The organism is Rhizorhabdus sp. P4_G6 (assembly GCF_056401045.1).
This window is the reverse complement of the sequence record NZ_JBFUKC010000019.1, coordinates 38,340-57,447: the sequence shown is the minus strand read 5'-3', so window position 1 is coordinate 57,447 and position 19,108 is coordinate 38,340. Positions and strand designations below refer to the sequence as shown.

17 protein-coding genes are annotated in these 19,108 nt (G+C 65.2%); 11 read left to right on the top strand and 6 right to left on the bottom strand.

Going from position 1 to position 19,108, the window contains the following annotated elements; genetic code table 11:
• Positions 1–155: 155 nt before the first annotated feature.
• A complete protein-coding gene (locus AC1DPF_RS15985; protein ID WP_477962333.1) occupies positions 156–434 on the top strand; it encodes a hypothetical protein in 279 nt (92 codons plus the stop codon).
• Here AC1DPF_RS15985 and AC1DPF_RS15980 read toward each other — a convergent pair.
• The gene (locus AC1DPF_RS15980) at positions 431–2,074 is read right to left on the bottom strand and encodes a hypothetical protein (protein WP_477962331.1); all 1,644 of its coding nucleotides are present in this window, start codon (positions 2,072–2,074) and stop codon (positions 431–433) included. The two genes, AC1DPF_RS15985 and AC1DPF_RS15980, sit on opposite strands and share 4 nt — an antisense overlap.
• A gap of 675 nt (positions 2,075–2,749) precedes the next feature.
• On the opposite strand from AC1DPF_RS15980, the gene AC1DPF_RS15975 reads away from it, so the two are divergent.
• From AC1DPF_RS15975 to AC1DPF_RS15940, 8 genes are all read left to right on the top strand, one after another.
• The gene (locus tag AC1DPF_RS15975; protein WP_477867279.1) at positions 2,750–3,349 is read left to right on the top strand and encodes an RNA polymerase sigma factor; all 600 of its coding nucleotides are present in this window, start codon (positions 2,750–2,752) and stop codon (positions 3,347–3,349) included.
• Positions 3,339–3,542, top strand: coding sequence for a hypothetical protein (locus AC1DPF_RS15970; RefSeq protein WP_477867277.1), 204 nt, complete (start codon positions 3,339–3,341; stop codon positions 3,540–3,542). Before AC1DPF_RS15975 ends, AC1DPF_RS15970 begins: the two co-directional genes overlap by 11 nt.
• On the top strand, positions 3,529–4,746 hold the full coding sequence (locus AC1DPF_RS15965; RefSeq protein WP_477867275.1) for a dipeptidase: 1,218 nt from the start codon (positions 3,529–3,531) through the stop codon (positions 4,744–4,746). Before AC1DPF_RS15970 ends, AC1DPF_RS15965 begins: the two co-directional genes overlap by 14 nt.
• 1 nt (position 4,747) lies before the next feature.
• Complete coding sequence (locus tag AC1DPF_RS15960; RefSeq protein ID WP_477867273.1) at positions 4,748–4,876, top strand: hypothetical protein; 129 nt, start codon at positions 4,748–4,750, stop codon at positions 4,874–4,876.
• Positions 4,877–4,961: 85 nt separating this feature from the next.
• Positions 4,962–6,875 (top strand): HAD-IIIC family phosphatase, encoded by a 1,914-nt coding sequence (locus tag AC1DPF_RS15955; RefSeq protein ID WP_477867271.1) that lies wholly within the window; start codon positions 4,962–4,964, stop codon positions 6,873–6,875.
• 5 nt (positions 6,876–6,880) lie between these two features.
• Entirely contained in the window at positions 6,881–7,126 is a 246-nt protein-coding gene (locus tag AC1DPF_RS15950) for an acyl carrier protein (RefSeq protein ID WP_477867269.1), read from the top strand.
• Between the two features lie 22 nt (positions 7,127–7,148).
• On the top strand, positions 7,149–8,756 hold the full coding sequence (locus AC1DPF_RS15945; RefSeq protein ID WP_477867267.1) for an MBOAT family O-acyltransferase: 1,608 nt from the start codon (positions 7,149–7,151) through the stop codon (positions 8,754–8,756).
• The gene (locus tag AC1DPF_RS15940; protein ID WP_477867265.1) at positions 8,756–9,949 is read left to right on the top strand and encodes a hypothetical protein; all 1,194 of its coding nucleotides are present in this window, start codon (positions 8,756–8,758) and stop codon (positions 9,947–9,949) included. Before AC1DPF_RS15945 ends, AC1DPF_RS15940 begins: the two co-directional genes overlap by 1 nt.
• A 28-nt stretch (positions 9,950–9,977) precedes the next feature.
• On the opposite strand, the gene AC1DPF_RS15935 is transcribed toward AC1DPF_RS15940, so the two are convergent.
• Genes AC1DPF_RS15935 through AC1DPF_RS15925 form a run of 3 tightly spaced genes read right to left on the bottom strand, consistent with a single transcriptional unit; the run spans position 9,978 to position 12,812 of the window.
• Positions 9,978–11,150, bottom strand: coding sequence for a mechanosensitive ion channel family protein (locus tag AC1DPF_RS15935; RefSeq protein ID WP_477867263.1), 1,173 nt, complete (start codon positions 11,148–11,150; stop codon positions 9,978–9,980).
• A 17-nt stretch (positions 11,151–11,167) separates the two neighbouring features.
• Entirely contained in the window at positions 11,168–12,622 is a 1,455-nt protein-coding gene (locus AC1DPF_RS15930) for a putative O-glycosylation ligase, exosortase A system-associated (RefSeq protein ID WP_477867261.1), read from the bottom strand.
• Positions 12,615–12,812 (bottom strand): hypothetical protein, encoded by a 198-nt coding sequence (locus AC1DPF_RS15925; protein WP_477867259.1) that lies wholly within the window; start codon positions 12,810–12,812, stop codon positions 12,615–12,617. Before AC1DPF_RS15925 ends, AC1DPF_RS15930 begins: the two co-directional genes overlap by 8 nt.
• A 63-nt stretch (positions 12,813–12,875) precedes the next feature.
• Here AC1DPF_RS15925 and AC1DPF_RS15920 point away from each other — a divergent pair, with 63 nt between their 5' ends.
• Positions 12,876–14,081, top strand: coding sequence for a TIGR04063 family PEP-CTERM/XrtA system glycosyltransferase (locus AC1DPF_RS15920; RefSeq protein ID WP_477962329.1), 1,206 nt, complete (start codon positions 12,876–12,878; stop codon positions 14,079–14,081).
• 126 nt (positions 14,082–14,207) lie between these two features.
• Positions 14,208–15,686 (top strand): hypothetical protein, encoded by a 1,479-nt coding sequence (locus tag AC1DPF_RS15915; protein ID WP_477962327.1) that lies wholly within the window; start codon positions 14,208–14,210, stop codon positions 15,684–15,686.
• A gap of 108 nt (positions 15,687–15,794) precedes the next feature.
• On the opposite strand, the gene AC1DPF_RS15910 is transcribed toward AC1DPF_RS15915, so the two are convergent.
• Entirely contained in the window at positions 15,795–18,050 is a 2,256-nt protein-coding gene (locus AC1DPF_RS15910; protein ID WP_477867253.1) for a CHASE2 domain-containing protein, read from the bottom strand.
• Positions 18,004–19,080, bottom strand: coding sequence for a FecR family protein (locus AC1DPF_RS15905; RefSeq protein WP_477867251.1), 1,077 nt, complete (start codon positions 19,078–19,080; stop codon positions 18,004–18,006). Before AC1DPF_RS15905 ends, AC1DPF_RS15910 begins: the two co-directional genes overlap by 47 nt.
• Between the last annotated feature and the right edge of the window lie 28 nt (positions 19,081–19,108).

The window sequence follows — 19,108 nt, the reverse complement described above, 5'->3', positions numbered from 1 at the left end:
AATATGCGCAGCTGTGAGCACCGTCACTGCGCGAACTGCAAAGAAATGTGAACGCTGTGTTGCCGGGTCTGGCGTACCAATCGGTACGCCTTGTCGCTAGAAGCCCGGCAACAGGGGAGGCGGCCATGATGCCGTCCCTGTCGTGGAGACCGTTTATGGCATATCTGCAATCGGACCTGCCGCCCTCGACCGCACCGGGCGCATATCGCGGCACTGCGCGTCCCGCCACGGCAAGACTCCCACGGCCGCGCGCTCGATCGAAGCTGCCGACGTTGATAGCAGGAACCTTCGTCCTGTTGCTGCTGCTCGCAATCCCGGGCTATATCGCAGCGCGCGCAACCGCGTCGATCGCGATGGGCATCCTCGCCGCCGATCTGCTCTTTCTGATTGCCGTCGCCGGCTGGTCGGCCGTTGCGGGAGGCGCGCGCCGCTAATGAGGAATTCGGAAGTTGAGGTTTTGCTGCTCGCCGCCACAAGCCGTCGCGCCGTCCGGCCGGTAACTCTTGGTGTAGGTGAAGTTCTTCGCGACGCCGACTGCAGCATCGCGGAATACGAACGGAGGATAGGCGATGATGGCGCGTTGCGCCGCCGTCCGACCATCTGCTTCGATGTCATATTCCAGCCTCACCCACCCTTCGAAGCCCATCTCAAGCGCTGCCGTGGGATAATCACCAGAGTCGAGGCCCATATGCAGCAAGGCCGGCTTGGCGTCGATCAGAGCGCATTGTTGGCTGCTTAGCCCACTTTGCTGATAGGTCGCGGCAGCACTGGCGATATCGCCCGCTTCCGCCTGCAGCGCAGCCAGCCGCACCAACGCGCCGATGCGAAGGGGATTGGTCCTACCGAGCCGATCGTCGTCGATCACCTGGCGCAGGAGGACGCTGGCGTCGGACGGAGCCTGCGCGCGTACGATCGGTTCCGCAATGAGCAGTTTCAGCGTATTCGCAACGACCGCATCCGCAGCCACCCCGGGCTGGTCCAGCAGCGTGCGCAACTGGCTTCGATAGGTGACGGCGCCGGATTTTCGCCAGAGCGGAACTTCGGCGGCCAATTGCGTCTCGATCGACATCAGCGCCGGCAGCGGCGCACCCGCTCGAATGGCCAGGTCGCGGGCCTGAGTAAGCCACATTTGTCGATCGTCCGGAGTTGCTACCGTCTCTCTGCCAAGAGCGAGCAGGACCGGTATCGCGGATATGCCGCCACCCGTGGCCTGTCGACGCGCCAGTTCGGCCTTCAGCGGCGCGAATCTGGCCGCATCGCTCGCACCCTCGGCGGCAGGCGGGGCGTGCGACGCCAGAAGCCATTTATCAAGACTTGCCGCCAGCGCCTGGCCGATCGGTGGACGCTGCGCGCTTGTGGAACAGCGAAGTTCGACCCGCGTGATCAGGCGGAATAGTTCTGGGATTTTGGCCACTTGCTCGGATCGCCACGACCAGCYGGTCACCGCGCGAGCAAATTCGAATGCAGCCTGTCCGTTGGTGGACGCATATACCGGCGTGACCCTGCCGACCGATCCATCCGCTCTGATGCTGAACTCAACCACCGCGACATCGTCCGGCTGAAGATTTGCGGGTCCGCCACAAGGCGGGGGAAGCATATGGACGGCAGTCTGGAAGGGCGCTCTTTCGATACGGCCCGCACCGGTATAGGCGAGATAGTGGCGGGCATCGTCCCGTTTTCCGGAGAGTAGTGCCGCTATGGCAAGGTCCGATCGCGTCACGATCTCCGCCGCACCAACCTTGAGATCAAGGCCGCCCTGGTTAGTCACGGCCTTTTTCAGCAACGCATATGCTTCGATGGAGAGGCCATGATTGAGCATCGCCCGCGCTCGCAGCGTCTGAAGGTTGGCGATGTTGGTCTTTTTGGGGCTGTCCACTTGAGCTGCGACGATCGCCAGCGCCTGATCAGCGTATCGGATTGCCGCATCGCCGGGATCGAACATCGTGCTGCAGCCGAGCGCGACAAGTGCGCTGGTTCGATTTGCCACATCATCGGCGAGATCCAGCGCCCGCTTGAACTCTTCCGTAGCGGCGGCATAGTCGAGATGGGCGATGGCCAGATTGCCCAGCTCCATCTCCGCGAGAAATCGGTCGCGGCGAAGTTCGGGACGGTCTGACGGTACGCCCTTCAGACCCAGCCGCAGAGTCGATTCTCCCTCCTCCAGTCTCTCCATGCGGGCGAGATCGATACCTTTGCGCAGGCGTATCGTGCCGAGGACCAGCGCGCTCCGCTGAACCCCCGGGAGTTTCTCGAGGGCCTCGAAGCCGCGAACGGCTTCATCATAGCGTCCGGCATCATGCGCGGCCGTCGCGCTGTCGAACTGCGACTGCAGCGAAGCAGCCGGAGCGGCGGGCCGCGCTGGAGGGCTCTCTGCCATCGCCGAGCCGGCCGCCAGCAGCATCGCGGCAAGGTTGCTGATCATATGTTTCCCCGTTTGCCGCAGCCTATCCGAGAAAGCATGAGGATCAAGCCGGCGGCCGTGTCGGATTGCTCCACTCTGGGAGCTATTCCGCCCTGCGGCGCATCCCGTCTGCCAGGATGCTGCCGCGTCTCATAGGAAACCGGCGTTAGTCTCCGAAACATCGGGGCGCGCTGGAGCTTGTGCCGTTGATTTCTGCACAGGAATAGGTTTTTTGATAATAATGCTGCAGCGCGGGAATCGCCGCTGGACAGCCGCTGCCAAGGCAGGTGTCTGTTGCGTAGCTGAAATGAAGGTGAGGATCGGGTCGACAGTATCAAGGGAAGCTCAGTGAGCGGTCTCGCCAAGCGTATCGACTGGTTCAAGGCGAGCATATTGCCGCATCGGGGAGCATTGCGGGCGCGTCTGCGCCGCGCGTCGCCGTCCGAGGCGGATCTCGATGATCTGGTGTCCGAGATATTCGCGCGGGCCTATGGTGCCGAAGATTGGACGAGCATCGCTGATGGACGGCATCATCTCTTTCGCATCGCCCGCAACATGTTGATCGATAATGCGAGGGGCAACGCGATGCTGCCTTCCGACAGCGTAGCCGATCTCGACCAATCCCAGCCTGACAGCCGAGCCGAAGCCGGGATCTCGGCGCGCGACGAATTGCGCCAGATGCAACGCGTGATCGAGGCTATGCCGCCGCAATGCAGGCGTGTATTCGTGCTGCGCAGGGTGCATGAGCGCTCGATTGGGGCGATAGCGGCGGAGATGGAACTGTCGCTGTCCACCGTCGAGAAGGATCTTGCCAAGGCGATGCTGTTGCTCAGCCGGGCCATCGCCGAGATGGAGGAGGGGGTCTTTGAGCGTGGCGAATCCGCCGCAGAGCGACGAAGAGCGCCGGCAGGAAAGCGCGGCGAGCTTTTTCGTCAGGATGCTCGATGACCCCGCCGATGTCGTCCGTGCCGAGATCGAGCAATGGCTGACTGCAGATCACCGCAACGCGGTCGCCTTCGCGCAGGTCGCGAGGGCATGGGATCGGGCGGGCATGCTCCGTTCGGTCGCGCCGTCCCCCGATCATGATCCCCATCGTTCCCCCGGTGAGCCGGTGCTTCCGCCCGATCATGGCCAGCAATAACCGCTGGATGGCGGTTGCCGCCGCTATGCTGGCGATGGCCGCGCCGGCCGCAGCGGCGACGCTCCAGCAGCGGCTGCTCACGCTCGACAGCCATCTCGATACCCCGGCGTCGCTGGCGAAGCCCGGCTGGAAGATAGAGGATCGCCACGCTTATGCTCAGGACTATAGCCAGGTCGATCTGCCGCGAATGAAGTCGGGAGGGCTCGATGGCGGCTTCTGGGCGATCTTCACGCCGCAGGGGCCGCTCGATGATGCCGGCTTTGCCCATGCTCGCGACTATGCGCTCCTGCGCGGCATGGCGATCCGCGAGATGGCAGCGGCCGATCCGAAGAATTTCGCGCTGGCGGTGAACGCCGCCGATGCACCGGCCATCGCCGCCCAGGGCAGGCGCGTCGTTTATATGAGCATCGAAAACGCCTATCCGCTCGGGCACGATATCAGCCTTCTGGAGACCTTTCACGCGATGGGCGTGCGGCTGCTCGGCTTTGCGCATTTCACCAACAACCAGTTCGCCGACAGCTCGACCGATCCCGCGGGTCCGAAATGGGGCGGGCTCAGCCCGGAAGGCAAGGCTTTGCTCGCGGAGGCCAACCGGCTCGGAGTCGTGCTAGATGCCTCGCATTCCTCCGATGCGGTGTTCGACGATTTCCTGCGGCTGTCCAAGTCGCCCTTCATCCTGTCGCATTCCGGCTGCAAGGCCGTCTTCGACCATCCGCGAAACATCGACGATGATCGGCTGCGCAAGCTGGCAGCGGCCGGCGGCGTCATCCAGATCAACAGCCTTGGTGCCTATCTCCGCAAGCTGAATAACGATCCCGAGCGCGGCAAGGCGCTCGACGCGCTGGCGCGCCGGAGCGAAGGCGCACCACTTGGCGTGGGATCCTATCGCGCCCTGCTCGCCGAGCGCCACGCCATCGATATCGCCCATCCCGCCGAACGGGCCAGCTTCGACGATTTCATGGCTCACCTGCTCCACGCGCTGAAAGTGGCCGGCGTCGACCATGTCGGAATCGGTTTGGACTGGGATGGCGGCGGCGGCGTGGTGGGGCTGGAGGATGTAACGGGCCTCCCCAAGATCAGCGCCGCACTGATCAAGGCCGGCTACGGCGAAGCCGACCTCCAGAAAATCTGGAGTGGCAATCTACTGCGCGTGATGGCGGCGGCGCAGGCCGAAGGCGCGCGCGAGCGAGGCGAGGCGCCATGAGGTGACGGCCGGTCTGCTGGCCCCGCGCCTCATGGAGCCCTTCGAAGCGATAGCGCCCGGCGGCGTGCCTGTGCCGCTGGTGCGGATGGGCAAGGCCATTGCCTTTGGCGCCGATTTATCGTCATCGTGAAAGTACCGATGATGATCGCCCGTACCTTCCAAACTCCATCTCCAGCCACAGGCGAAGCCAGCGTTGTTCGGCAGGGAAGATCTGCATGACCGACCGGCCGGCGCAGGCCTATCCGGAACTTTCCTGGTTGCCCGATCCGCTGCCGACCTGGGCCGCCGAGCTTGCCGCCGAGGTGCCACCGGAGCAGGGCTGGCAGCATCTGATTGCGCTTGCCGCCTGGCGGCTGGGCGGTCTGGCGACCGTTCGGCTCGATCGCCGCCTGCAGCGCCTGTTCGGAGACGGGCCTCCGCCTGATCTCTCTACCCGGCCGGTGCGCCTGGCGGTGCTCGCATCATCGACGGTGGATCACCTGCTGCCCGCCTTGCGAGTCGCCGCCCTGCGGCGCGGCCTGTGGTTGACGACCTATGTCTGCGACTATGGCCAATATCGGCATGAGCTGCTCGATCCCGGTTCCGCGCTCCATGCCTTCCGGCCCACCGCGATCCTGTTCGCGCTGGACTCCCATCATCTCGCAGGGAGCTTCCGCGTCGATGAATCCGCCTCTGCGGCAGACAAGAGGCTCGACCGGCTGGTCGACGATCTTGCTTCGCTGTGGAGCAAGGCGCGGGCATCGTTCGGCTGCGCGATCCTGCACCAGATGGCGTTGCCGGTTTTCCCGGTACTGCTGGGCAATGCCGAGCATCGGCTGGCCGGTTCTCCCGCTGCGGCCATCGCTGCCCTGAACCAGCGGCTGCGTCTTCGCGCGGATAGCCAAGGCGTCGACATCGTGGCGCTCGACAGCCGCGCCGCGCAGGACGGCATAAGGGCGTGGCACGATCCGGTGCTGTGGCACCGTGCAAAGCAGGAACTGCACCCGCTTGCAGCGCCGGTCTATGGCGATCTGGTGTCGCGTCTGCTGGCGGCGCAGCAGGGCCGCTCGTTCAAATGCCTGGTGCTCGATCTCGACAATACCCTGTGGGGCGGGGTGATCGGCGACGATGGCCTGGAGGGGATATCCCTCGGCCAGGGGAGTGCGCTCGGTGAGGCCTATGCGGCGTTCCAGCGATATGTCCTCGACCTGTCGAAGCGCGGGATCATCCTCGCCGTCTGTTCGAAGAATGACGAGGCCAACGGGCTCGAGCCGTTCGACAAGCATCCCGAGATGCTGCTCCGCCGATCCGATATCGCCTGCTTCGCGATCAACTGGTCCGACAAGGTCGCCAACATCCGCTACATCGCGGAGCGCCTGAACATCGGTCTCGATGCGCTGGTGTTCGCCGACGACAACCCGTTCGAGCGGAACCTGGTCCGGCGAGACCTGCCGATGGTCGCGGTGCCCGAGCTGCCCGAGGATCCAGCTCTATACGCCGAGTGCATCGCGTCCGCGGGCTATTTCGAGAGCGGCCAGCCGACGGAGGAGGACCTGGACCGAACGCGCCAATATCAGGCGAACGCCGAGCGCGAGGAGCTGCGCGGCGCGACGACCGATCTCGAATCCTATCTGCGCAGCCTCGACATGGAGATGCGGTGGCGACGTTTCGACGCCATCGGCCAGTCGCGCATCGTCCAGCTGATCAACAAGACCAACCAGTTCAACCTCACCACGCGGCGCAGCAGCGATGATGAGGTGGCGGCGCTGAGCACCGACGATCGCGCGCTGACCCTGCAGATCCGGCTCGTCGACCAGTTCGGCGACAACGGGGTGATCGCGATCGTGACCGGCCGCGACGGTAGGCCAGGCGACATCGTCCTCGATACCTGGCTGATGAGCTGCCGTGTGCTGGGCCGCCAGGTGGAAGAGGCGACTCTCAACCTGGTCGCGGCCGAGGCGCGACGGCTCGGCGCGTCGCGTCTCATCGGCGAGTATATTCCGAGCGCGAAAAACGCCATGGTGCGCGATCATTATGCGAAACTCGGATTCGCGTTGCTCGAGGACGGCGGGGAAGGAGTGACCCGCTGGGTCTTGCCGCTGGACAGCTTCGCGCCAAGACCGACTTTCATTCGTAGCGTAGGGGGGTGAACTTCATGGATCAGGCGCAGGTAGCGGCGCAGCTATCGGAGATATTGGGCGAGGTTCTCGACGAACCCGGTCTGGTGCTGACGCCGGAGACGACGGCGGCCGACGTCGCGCACTGGGATTCGATGACCAACATCACCTTCGTCGTCGAAGTCGAAAGCCGCTTCGGCATCAAGTTCAAGACCGCGGAGATCGAGGAAATGCGCAACGTGGGGGACATGATTGCGATGATCCGGGAGAAGCTGGCCAGATAATCGATAGCGCGGGGCGGGGGCCATGCTGTTCAATTCCTACGAGTTCATCCTGGCGTTCGTTCCGATCGTCGTGGCGATCTATTATGCGTTCGGCACAGCGCGCCGGTCGGCGGCGCTGTTGTGGCTCGTCTTCGCCTCGCTGCTCTTCTATGCGTGGTGGCGCCCGCTCAACGTCGCGCTGATCGCGCCGTCGATTGCCATCAATTATCTGCTCGTCACCCTGCTGCTGCGCCTCGACGATCGCCGGCCACGGCTGGCGACGGCGCTGTTCTGGGTAGGGATAGCGTTCAATCTCGCCTTCCTGGGCTATTTCAAATATCGCAATTTCTTCTTCACCACGGTCAACGATGTCACAGGCAGTTCCTTCTCGCTCGACGATCTGATCCTGCCGCTGGGCATATCGTTCATTACCTTCCAGAAGATCGCGCTGCTCGTCGACGTGCGGGCCGGGCGGGTCGCCAAGGTGAACCTCCGCGACTACGCGTTGTTCGTCCTCTTCTTCCCGCAGCTGATCGCCGGGCCGATCGTCCATTATCGCGAGCTCATGCCGCAATTCGCCGCCGCCGATGGGCGCGCGCGGAGCGAGGATTTCGCGGTGGGGCTGACGCTGTTCTTCACCGGCCTGTTCAAGAAGGTGATGATCGCGGACCCGATCGCGGCGCTGATCGGCCCGACCTGGACTGCAGCGAGCGTTGGTGGCCATCCCGGGCTGGCGCAAGCCTGGGGTGCGGCGCTGGGCTATATGCTTCAGCTTTACTTCGATTTTTCGGGCTATTCGGACATGGCGATCGGCGCGGCGCGGCTGTTCGGCATCAAGCTGCCCTATAATTTCGATTCGCCGCTCAAGGCCACCAGCATCATCGATTACTGGTCGCGCTGGCACGTGACGCTAACCCGCTTCCTGACCGCCTATATCTTCAGCCCGATCAGCCTCGCGCTCACCCGCAAGCGCGCCGCGAAGCGGCTACCGGGAATGGCCGGCCGCCGCACCACATCGAAGGCATTTTTCGTGCTGCTCGCCTATCCGACGATGACGACGATGGTGCTGGCCGGCGTGTGGCACGGCGCGGGGTATCAATTTCTGCTGTTCGGCGTCTTGCACGGGGTGGCGCTGGTGATCAACCATGGCTGGCGGCTTCGTCGCCCGCTCTGGTGGCCAAGCGGCAGCACGGCCGCAATGCTCACCAAGCCGGGATCGTGGGCGCTGACCTTCCTGTTCGTGGTCTCGGCCGAGGTCTTCTTCAGGGCTTCGTCGGTCGGCGCCGGAATCGACATCTTGCGGGGCATGGCCGGGGTCAATGGCTTCACCCTCCCGGCGGCCATCGCGGCCAGGCTTGGGCCCGGCCTGCCGGTCGCCGCCGCTTTCGAAAGTGGAGTCGAGTTCGCCCAACTCTGGGGTCTGATGGCAATCGCGTTGTTCGTCGTCCTGGCGTTGCCCAACAGCTATGAGATGCTCGCCGATCATGCTCCCGCGCTCGGCTTCAAGACTCGCCCGTCGGGCCAGACCCGATTGCTCGGGTGCATGACCTGGGCGCCCTCCGCGCGCTGGGCTGTAGGGCTCTCGGGCGTCACCGCGCTGGGCCTGCTGTCGCTGAATCGCGTCAGCGACTTTCTGTATTGGCATTTCTGATGGCGCGGGTCTCGGGGATGCTGGTCTATTGCAAGCGCTGGCTCGCGGCCTTGCTGCTGCTGGTAGCGATTGTCGCCCTGGTCAACGGGCTCGTCGATCCTTATCTCGTGATCGGCGCGCCCCGGATTACGGGCGTGAACGCCGCGAAGCCGGTGACGATCGATCACACCCAGCTTGCCAAGAACCATCTTGTCCTGCGCATGCCGGCGCGGGGCCTGATGCTGGGCAGCTCGAAGGTCGAGGTCGGCCTCGATCCTGCCAGCACTTCCTGGCCCGCTGACGGCCGTCCAGTCTTCAACTATGGCATACCCGGCAGCGGCATCCGCGATGCCACCGCCAATCTGCGCCGCGCCATGGCGCAGCATGCGGTGCGACGCGTCCTGGTTCTGATCGAGCTCGAAGAATATATGCGCCCGGAAGCGGCTGGCGCACCGATCAGCCCGGCTCCCGCCCGATTCCCGGCCTTGGGCGACGGGGCCGGTGACGTGCTGCTGGCGACTCTGTCGACCGATGCGCTGGTGGCGAGCGCGAAGACGCTGTTGGCGCAGCGTGATCCTAACGTCATCGACCTGTCGCCTGCAGGCACAATGAGCGAAGGCGGATTCCGCAGGGTAGCGCTGTCAGACGGCTTCGACGCCCTGTTCCTGCAGAAGGACCGCATGCTGATCGCCAGCTTCGCTGACATGGCAGCCAGGCTGAAGGCCAACCCCGATGCGCCGCTGGCGCACCTTGCCGATCTGGAGGACCTGATCAGGCTGTGCCGCCAGCATGGCATCACGCTCGACATCGCCATCGCGCCTTTCCACGCCGATTATCTCGACGCCCTCGATCGCGCCGGCCTCTGGCCGCGCTACGAGCAGGCCAAGCGCGCGCTGGCCGTGCTGGTGGCCGAAGCGGGGCAGGGACAGGTGCCGCTATGGGACTTCCTCGGATATGACAGCTTTTCGACCGAGCCCGTCCCCGATCCGGGCGACCGCTCGGGTTCGACCCGCTGGTTCTGGGAACCGAGCCATTTCAGGCAGCGCCTTGGAGAGAAGATCCTCGCCACGATCTACCGCGGCGACCGGGCCTATGGCGTGCCGCTGGCACCAGGCAGCATAGATACGCGATTGCTCGCCGAGCGGCAGGCGAGACGCATCTATCGGACAGGCGGCAGAGCCGGGCTTGACCGGCTGGTTCGCGCCAGCCGCTAGCCTCGGCGTTCCGTCCGCTGCCGGCGGGTCAACCGACCTTTCGGGGCGCCGTGGCCGGTTCCGGCAGCGCATAGGGCATGATCATGGTTCCATCCGGCGCTGCGGTGAAGGTCGTCTGGGTCGGATAGGCGAACATGATGCCTTCGCGCGCAAATGCCTCCAGGATCGCGATGCATATCTCGTGACGGACATGGTTGAACACCTCGCCATCCTCGTCGATCACGTCGAACAGCAATTCGAAATCGAGGCTCGACGCGCCGAAATTGATCATCTGACAATGCAGGAAGGCGCTCTTGTCCTGCCGCGTCACGATCGCCTTCACCAGATCGGGGAGCCGGCGCAGCACCTCGGGCGGGGTCTGGTAGGTCACACCGAGCATCAGCGTCGCGCGCCGGCGCATGGTGTGCGCCAGATTGTGCAACTCCTTGTTGAGCAGGTTGGTGTTGGAGATCACCACCTCCTCGCCGGTCGCTGCGCGCAAGCGCGTGGTCTTCAGACCGATCGCCTCGACGGTGCCGGTTGTCTGGTCCCATCTGACCGTGTCGCCACGGCGGAACGGCTTGTCGAAGATTATGGCGAGCGACGCGAACAGGTCGGAGAAGATGCCCTGGGCGGCGAGGCCGATGGCGATGCCGCCGATGCCGAGGCTGGCGACCAGGCCCGTGATGTTGACCCCAACATTGTCGAGGATCAGGAGGGTCGCGACGATGAAGCATATCGCCGTGACCAGCACGCGGATCAGGCCGATCGCCGATCCGAGCGTCGAGGAATTGCTTTCGTCCTCGCCGGCCCGATGTTCGGCGATGCCGATCAGTATCTCGCGCGTCCACAGCGCAGCCTGGATCGCGGTCGCGACGATGAACAGGAAGCGGACGGTATCCGCGACCATCGCCGGCGGCATCGCATAGCCGCTGACGATCCTGGCGGCGAGCATGATGATGAAGAACAGGTTGGTGCGTGCGACGGCCCGGCCGAGGATGCGGGGCCAATGGCCGATATGCCTGCGCCGGCACATTCTCGTGCCGAGCATGCGGAGGCCGAACAGGCCCACCACGATCATCGCGCCCGCTATGCCCGCCAGGGCGATGCTGAGATAATGGCTGGTCGTCCAGCCTATGATCTGGGTCCATAGCTGCTGCAAGTCGGTGGCCGACTGTATCAGGGGATTACCCCCGCCGTTGCTGGTCAAATCGCCGTTCACTTTCATTCGAACACCCGTCATTTTCCGCTCATCGTTCCCCAACGGGGCTGCGTCCGGCGCCGTTCCGCCATAGTCGGCTGGGGCGTGGGAGCTTCGGGATGAGGTTCCTCTTCCTGCGCGATCTGCGCCTCGGTTTCGATCTCGCGCCGGCGCTTGCGGAACGGATTCCAGGCCCGCTTCTTGATATGGGTCTGCACATAGCGGTCAAAGCCGATCTCCACCGCGATCATGAAATAGATGAACGGCTGGAAGGCGATGCCTACGAACGAGCAGCCTAGCATATAGATCAGATGGCCGTTCTGGAGCGCCGCCGCCAGCGGCGAGACCCAGGCATTTTCGCCCTGGTGCTTACGGTAGGTTCGTCGGATCACCTCCATCCGGACGATGCCGATCAGGTGCACCATCAGGAAGATCGCCAGGCCCGGATAGCCCTGTTCGCCGAGCATCTCGAAATAGGCATTGTGGAACGCGCGGCCGGCATCGTAGCCGATCATCTTGACCACGGTGCCGTCGGCGGTCTTATAGCTCATGTCGATCTCGAGCTTGTTGCCGATGTACGAATTGAAGCCGCCGCCGAACGGGTGATCCTTCGCATATTCGATCGTCCACTTCCACACCGCCAGCCGGGTCGAAGCGGAAGCATCGGCGTGGTAGCCCTGGATTGTGTCCATCCGCTGCGTGTAGCTTTTGGGCAGGAAGGGAATGCCGCCGATGACGATGGCGGCCATGATGGCAAGATAGGTCATCCGCCGCCGCGCCGCGCGAAGCTCCAGCACGGCCATCAGCACGATGCATAGCAGCCCGGTGCGGGTCTGGGTGCCGATCGGGATCAGCAGGCAGGCGAAGGCGAAGGCGTACCAATAGAGTCTGGAGAATATCGTTGGAACCACGATCGTGGAATATTTCGCCATGTACAGGATCAGCGGGATCGACGAGATCGCGAAGGCCGATATGGTGCTGCTTTCGTACATGCCGCTGTTGTTGGCGACCATGAGGTTGAGGGTGCCATAGCCGCCGCCGCCGGCCAGTGTCTTCATGCCGCCGACGATCGCGATCGATGAAATCGACAGCAGCATGAACAGCAGAATGCCCTCGATGCGGACGCGCGTATAAAGCGTGACGGGCATGAAGATGGCGAACACCATCGCCTTCCACACCCAGTCCCATTTCTCCGCCGCGGCATCGGGATAGTCCGCGGTCGCCGTCGTGTAGGCGCACAGCAGCAGCAGGATGATCAGCAATATCTGGCGTGGGGTCGGCTTGCTCAGGCTCTTGTCGTCGTTCATCGCCCAGCCGGCGAACGACGCCACGAAGACCATCAGCGATATCGGAACCGAACTCAGCAGATAGTAGGACAGCCGCTGCGGCGACACGATATCGACATAGATATAGGTGCACAGAAACAGGAAGGGCCGGCGAAATCCCAGGAGCATGATCCCGACCAGGAAGCCGATCAGGAAAAGGTCACGCACGGTTCGAGCCAGGCCTGATTTCGCCGGTTTCCACCCCGGCGCGTCTTGGCGTCTGCTTTTTGGGGAGCACCGTCTTGAAATGCCGGCCCGTCTCGTTCGGCTCCTCGTTGAGATGAGGATGGACGAGCATCTTTAGAGCGACGAAGCCGAGCAGGAAATGGGCCAGCAATAGCGACAATGTGTCGATCATGAACGGTGTCCCGACCCGATTCCGGTTGACAATGAAAGCCTCTTCATGCGCGTTTCGTTACAGATGAAGCTTCTCCATATCCTAGATCATAGCCTGCCCATACACAGCGGCTATACTTTTCGCACACGGGCGATCCTCAAGGCGCAGATCGCGATGGGCTGGGACGTGCTCGGCGTGACCGGCCCGCGCTACAATGCCCCGCAGCCCGACCCTGCCGAAGAGGAGGGGCTCAGCTTCCGGCGGACGCCGCCGGCCCGGGCTGGACGGCCGCCGATCGGCGAGTTGCGCGAAATCGGCGCGCTGACCAGGCGGGCGGTCGAAGTGGCTTCCGAATGGCGGCCCGACATCATCCACGCCCATTCGCCTGCGATGATCGGCCTGGCTGGCCTGCGCGCCGCGCGCCGGCTGAAAATTCCGTTCCTGTATGAGATACGGGCCTTCTGGGAAGATGCCGCAGTGGGCAACGGTACAGGCTGCGAAGGTTCGGCGATGTATCGCCTCACCCGCATGCTGGAGACATATGTCGTTCGGCGTGCGGATGCGGTGTCGGTGATCTGCGAAGGCTTGCGGTCGGATCTGGTGCGGCGCGGCATCGCGGGCGACAAGATCATGGTATCGCCCAATGGCGTCGATCTCGACCTGTTCGGCGATCCTCCACCGCGGGATGCGGCGCTTGCTGCGCAGCTTGGGCTCGACGGCGCCGACGTGATCGGCTTCATCGGCTCCTTCTATGACTATGAGGGGCTCGACGACCTGATCGCGGCGATGCCGATGCTGGTCGCGCGGCGGCCGCAGGCGGTGCTGCTGCTTGTCGGGGGCGGGCCGATGGAGGCGGCGTTGCGCGCCCAGGCTGTGGCGTCCCCGGCCGCGGACCGGATCCGCTTCGTCGGGCGCGTGCCGCACCAGGAGGTGGAGCGCTATTACAGCCTCACCGACATATTGGCCTATCCGCGCAAGTCGATGCGGCTCACCGACCTGGTCACGCCGCTCAAGCCGCTGGAGGCGATGGCGCAGCGCCGGCTGGTGGCGGCATCGGATGTCGGCGGTCATCGCGAACTGATCGAGGATGGGGTGACCGGCACATTGTTCCGGCCCGATGATCCGGAGGCGATCGCCGAGGCGCTTGCGGGGCTGCTCGATGACAGGAGCGGCTGGGACAAGCGGCGTGATATCGCCCGCGCTTTCGTCGAGCGCGAGCGCAACTGGAGCGTGAATGTCGCGCGCTATCGGCCGGTTTACCAACGCTTGACCGCCAGGACTGCGGGCTGAAATATATTTGGCATTTGTTTTCGACGGCAAGTGAATCCCAATTTCGCCGTAATAGTAAGCGATAAGACTTCAGATATGGGCGTTCCGATGGTTCAGAAGCAGACGCGTCGACGGTCCAGCCTCGTCATGGGTGCGCTGTTGGCGCTGCTGTTGGGAATAGCCGCGGCCTTTTTCGTGTTCGCCGTGCCGATCCACATGCTCGAAGCGGTGACGACGACGACCCGGCTGTCCAGGCTCATGGTCCAGGCCGAGCCGCCGATATCACCCAATGACCGGATGTTGCTCGCGGTGCTGGCCGGGATTCTCACGACGGGCATCGGCTGGGTGCTGGTCGACTGGCTGCTGTTCGGCCGCGCGGGGATGCGGACGCTGATACGGGAGCGCGAGGACGATTATGAGGACGAGGACGGTGATGCCTTCCGTCCGACCGATCCGTTCGATCTGGTCACCCCGGCCCTGCTGCCTGCAGGGGATTGGAATCCGCCGGCTTTCGGAGATGCGCGACGTCCGCTGTCGGCACGGACGGACATCGGCGATCCGCCCCGGGCTGGTATGGTGTTCGGCGAAAGCCCGGCGTCGAATCCCGGCATCGATCAGCAGATCCCGCCGATCGACCAGATAATCCCTGGCGCCCAGGGCTCAGCTGTCGCTGCGCCGCCGCCGTTTCACACGCCGTCACTGCAACCGCCGCCGCTGCAGTCGATCGTGCCGCCGCCATTGTTCCCGACCGCGCCTGCAGGCAAGCCGACGCCCAGTGTGCCGCCGGCGCAGGGCGGCGCCGGGTTGTGGGGCGCGCCGGAGAGCCGGGACGCCGATGGCCGGCTTCCGGCCTCCTGGCCGCAACTCGACCTGCCCAGCGCGGAAGCATCTCGGCAGGAGGTCGCCTCACCGTCACTGCCCGGGGCTGACCTTGCGCCCCAGCCGATTGCCGGGATGCCGAATTGGCTTCCGGCCCCAGGGCCCCGGCCCGAGCCCCAGCAGCCGGCCGAGCAGTCCGCAGCTCCGGCGGCGTCGATCCTGCCCGAACCGCTCGCCGGGCAGGTGGAGACCGCTCCGCCGGCGCCCATTGCTGCCGCGCAGCCGATGCCACCGCTAGAATGGCCAGCGCCAGTGCCCGCGCCGTTGCAGCCTTCTTCGCGGTCTTCCGCTGCACCCGAAGCGCGTCTTACCCAGCCGGTGCAGTCGATTGCTCCGCAGCCGCAGGTCCACGAGCCGCTATCTCCGCAGGCCATGCCGGCGCCGCCAACCTCCGCGCAGCTGCCGGCCGTTCGCACATCCTCGGAGCCCGGCTTCGATCGGGCGAGGCTGGAGGATCTGCTGGCAAGGCTCGAGCGTGGTCTTCAGAATCGCCGTTCCCCGGTTGCTCCAACCTTGCAGGCGCCGGTTACTGCGCCGCGCGCCGACCTGCCCGCCGGTTATGCCGCGCCGCCGCCGATAGCGCCGCCTCCCGAACCGGTACATACGCTGCAGCCCGTGCTTCAGCAGCCTCAGCTGCAGCCTGCGGCGGCGCCGACGCCCCAGGCCTTTGGCGGGGGCCGAGACGCGTTGCTCGACCAACCCCTGCACGTCACGCTCGATTTGCTGCGCAGCATGGTGAAGCGCTGATCTCCGCTTCATCGAAGCGGCGATCCCAGCATCAATATGCAAGGATAAGCTTCGCTAGGCTCGTCGCTACCCTGGATGAGAGGGGGTGACGATTCGCTCAAACCGCCATCAACTGCGGCCTTCTATTGCCTCGCTCTGCGGAAGCTCGATGGCGAAGCTGGTGCCCTTCCCGGGCGTGCTGTCGCAGCTGATCGTTCCGCCGTGCCGCGCCACCACCGTGCGGACGAGCGCGAGGCCGAGGCCGACGCCCTCCCGCGGGCCCTGCTGGAAGCGGGCGAACAGCTTGCCGAGCTGCTCCTCGGTCATGCCGGCTCCCTCGTCGGCGATCGTCAGGCGAACATGGCTGCCGCTGCTGGCCAGGGTGCAGCGTACAGTGCCCTCGTCGCTATATTTGATTGCATTGCCGATCAGGTTGATCACCGCGCGGGTCAGCAGTTGGCGGTCACCATCGATGAGGTGCGGTTCGTCGATGCCTTCCATCGCAACATTGATCCCCCGAGCCTTGGCTTCTGGCCATAACGTGTCGGCCGCATCGATCGCGACGTCGTTGAGATCAACCGGCTCATTTTCCAGCGGCTTGGCTTCGGCGCGCGCGAGCTGGACGAAGTCCTCGGCCAGGTCGAGCGTGCGATTGGCGAGGCTTTCGATCCGCGCCGCTATCGGTTCCGGGACGCGGGCGTCGGCTCCCCGCAGCAGCGTCAGGATCGCAGATTGCGGCGCGCGCATGTCGTGGCTGAGCAGCTGCAGTGCCTCGTCACGGTGGCGCTCGGCCTGCTTGAGCGGGCTGATGTCGACGATACGCACGATCCACCCTACTTGTATGTCCGCGGCGTCGCGTTGGGCGACATAGCGCGTGGCGAAGCACCCGCCATCTTCGGCCGCCGCCTCGGCGCTGCCTTCGATCGGGGCGCCGGCGGCGAAGGGGGAGAGCGGGCCGCCATCTGTGGCGTGGAGCCGCGCCAGCAATGCCCGCAGGTCGGCGCCGCGATCGAGCGGGATGCCCAGCCGTGCCGCCAGCCGACGCCCTTCCGCGTTGGTGAGCGCGAGCCTGCCATCGAGGTCGGTCACGAACAGGGCGTCGGGCAATCGCCCGATGGCGTCCGACAGGAAGCGCCGCAAGTCGCGCAGCCGATCGATCGCCTGGCCGAGCAGGCTTGCCTGGAGCGTGATTTCGCGGCGGCTGCCCGTGCCCCGCTTGCGGGGAAGACCATCGTCCTCGCCCTGAAGCTGGCGCAATTCGCCGGTCATGTAGCTGCTGACGGCCTGCAGGCGTCGCCAGCCCCATAGCGGGTAGACGAACAACAGCCCGATCAGCGTGGCCGAGGGCGGCAACCAGATATGGGTGATCCGGAACAGGCCGAAGGTCAGCGCGACCGTCGCGCAGCTGACCGCAAGCGCGAGATTGGCGGTGCCGCGCGGACTGAGTAGCAGGAATCCCAGCAGCAGCGCCCACAGCGCTGCCAGCGCCGCCGCCAGCGTCCAGCCATCGGCGGCCGGCGTGATCGTTTCCCCGCGCAGCAGCGCGTCGAGCAGCTGCGCCTGGATTTCCACACCGGCCATCTGGCTGGTCGTCCCCGACGTCGGCGTGGGATAGCTGTCGCCCATTCCGTCGGCGGTCGCGCCGACCAGTATGTGCCGGCCGGTGAGCAGCTCGGCGGGGACGCGGCCCTCGAGCAGGTCGACGAACGAGAGCGTGCGGATATGGCCCGCCGCGCCGCCATAGGGGATCAGCACGGGCCGTGTCTGCCATAGCCCGGGCTTGCCGCGCTCGGCAGCGGGAGCCGACGCCAACCCGGCCATCATCGCTGCGAGCTGCAGCCAGCTGCGACCGTTGCCGCCCTCCTCGAGATAGGCTTTGCGGATCACCCGGTCGCCGTCAAAGCGGAGGTTGACCTGTGCGATCCCTGTCGCTGCGGCTGCGAGCTCACCGGCGGGGAGTGCCACATCATAGGCGGTGCCGTCCTTCCCCGGCACGTCGATCACCAGCGGCAGATATGTGGGATTGCGGCGTACCGCTGCGGCGAGGACAGGGTCGTCGGCGGTAGGCTCGACGAACAGCACGTCATAGCCGATCGTGCGCGGGTGGGCCTCCGCCAGCCGGTCGAGCAGCCGGGCATGGATCCGGCGTCGCCAGGGCCAGCGGCCGATCGCCTGCAGGCTGCGATTGTCGATCGCGACGACGACGATGTCATCCGGTGGAGCGCGCTCAGTGACGCTCAGCGCATGATCATAGACGATATGGTCGAGCCGCTCCGTGAGCCGCCCGAGCACCAGCCCGGCGACCAGCAGGGAGGCGGCCAGCGCGACCGCCAGCCATTCAGCGTAGAGTCTTGCCGGGACCGGACGCTGGTTCGGTTCGGTCATTGCCGGTCATGCTCGACGGATGTTCCCCGGACGCAGCGGCAATCCGCTGGCCCAGCGCAAAGGTGGCGGGTAGGCCCTCCAGGCCGGAGGGCGCTATCGCCGTCAGACGGACGTAGAAGGAGACGCCCGTGCTGAGGGTGAAGCTGGCGCTGGGCTGCTCTGTGACCGCCTCGTCGAAAACGTCCTTGAACGCCGTATCGGTGGCAAGCTGGACGCGATAGCGCGCTGCGCCCTCGATGGGCTTGATCGTGACGACCATCCCCGTAGCCGTCCTTTCCATCTGCAGCAGCACTGGCGGAGGCAGCAGCGCGATCGGCCCCTCGATGCCGGCCGCGGTGCCGATCACGCCGAACGCCTTGGGGACTTCGGTCTGGTCCTTGTCCGCATCGGGCGCCACGCCCACGGTGCCGCCGACCACCTCGGTCAGTGCGCGGCCTTCAGCAGCGTCGAACGCCACGCGGAAATCGGTACCGCGGACGGCGGACACCGACAGCGGCGTCGTCACCCGGAAGTTGCTCGCGGGGTCCAGGATCGGGGTGACGGTCGATCGCGAGCGCCCCGCTTCCAGGACGAAGTTGCGGTCGAGGCCGCCCGACAGCAGCACGCGGCGCAGCTTGTCGATCCGTATCCGGCTCTGCGAGGGCAGGGAGATCGAGCTTCCATCCGGCAGCCTGACCGTGACGAAGGCGTTGGCGCCCGTCTCCACCCGCATGCCCTGGCGCACGCTGGTGCCGACCGCGACCGGCCTGTTATCGACCGTCACCACGCCGCGGAATGATGCGATTTCACCGATCACCGGCTCGGTCCTGAGCAGCGCATCGGGGATCAGCAGCACCATGCCAGGGGGCAGGTGATAGGGGTCGGCGATCTTGTTCAGCCGCTGGACGGTCTGGAAGTCGCCGGTCTTGGAGAGATATCGCGCGGCCAGCGTATAGAGGGTGTCGCCGTTGCGCACGGTGTAGCGATAGGGCGGGTCGACCGGCACAGCGTACAGCGGCGCGCTCACGAGCAGCGCCAGCAGCGCGCCCATGAGAACCAGCAGATGACGATGCCCCCCT

Excerpts from the sequence above, each read along its gene's own strand:
- AC1DPF_RS15985 (WP_477962333.1), top strand. The coding sequence starts at position 156 with ATGGCATATCTGCAATCGGACCTGCCGCCCTCGACCGCACCGGGCGCA.
- AC1DPF_RS15970 (WP_477867277.1), top strand. The coding sequence starts at position 3,339 with ATGCTCGATGACCCCGCCGATGTCGTCCGTGCCGAGATCGAGCAATGG.
- AC1DPF_RS15965 (WP_477867275.1), top strand. The coding sequence starts at position 3,529 with ATGGCCAGCAATAACCGCTGGATGGCGGTTGCCGCCGCTATGCTGGCG.
- AC1DPF_RS15955 (WP_477867271.1), top strand. The coding sequence starts at position 4,962 with ATGACCGACCGGCCGGCGCAGGCCTATCCGGAACTTTCCTGGTTGCCC.
- AC1DPF_RS15950 (WP_477867269.1), top strand. The coding sequence starts at position 6,881 with ATGGATCAGGCGCAGGTAGCGGCGCAGCTATCGGAGATATTGGGCGAG.
- AC1DPF_RS15945 (WP_477867267.1), top strand. The coding sequence starts at position 7,149 with ATGCTGTTCAATTCCTACGAGTTCATCCTGGCGTTCGTTCCGATCGTC.
- AC1DPF_RS15940 (WP_477867265.1), top strand. The coding sequence starts at position 8,756 with ATGGCGCGGGTCTCGGGGATGCTGGTCTATTGCAAGCGCTGGCTCGCG.
- AC1DPF_RS15925 (WP_477867259.1), bottom strand. The coding sequence starts at position 12,812 with ATGATCGACACATTGTCGCTATTGCTGGCCCATTTCCTGCTCGGCTTC.
- AC1DPF_RS15920 (WP_477962329.1), top strand. The coding sequence starts at position 12,876 with ATGAAGCTTCTCCATATCCTAGATCATAGCCTGCCCATACACAGCGGC.
- AC1DPF_RS15915 (WP_477962327.1), top strand. The coding sequence starts at position 14,208 with ATGGGTGCGCTGTTGGCGCTGCTGTTGGGAATAGCCGCGGCCTTTTTC.
- AC1DPF_RS15910 (WP_477867253.1), bottom strand. The coding sequence starts at position 18,050 with ATGACCGAACCGAACCAGCGTCCGGTCCCGGCAAGACTCTACGCTGAA.
- AC1DPF_RS15905 (WP_477867251.1), bottom strand. The coding sequence starts at position 19,080 with ATGGGCGCGCTGCTGGCGCTGCTCGTGAGCGCGCCGCTGTACGCTGTG.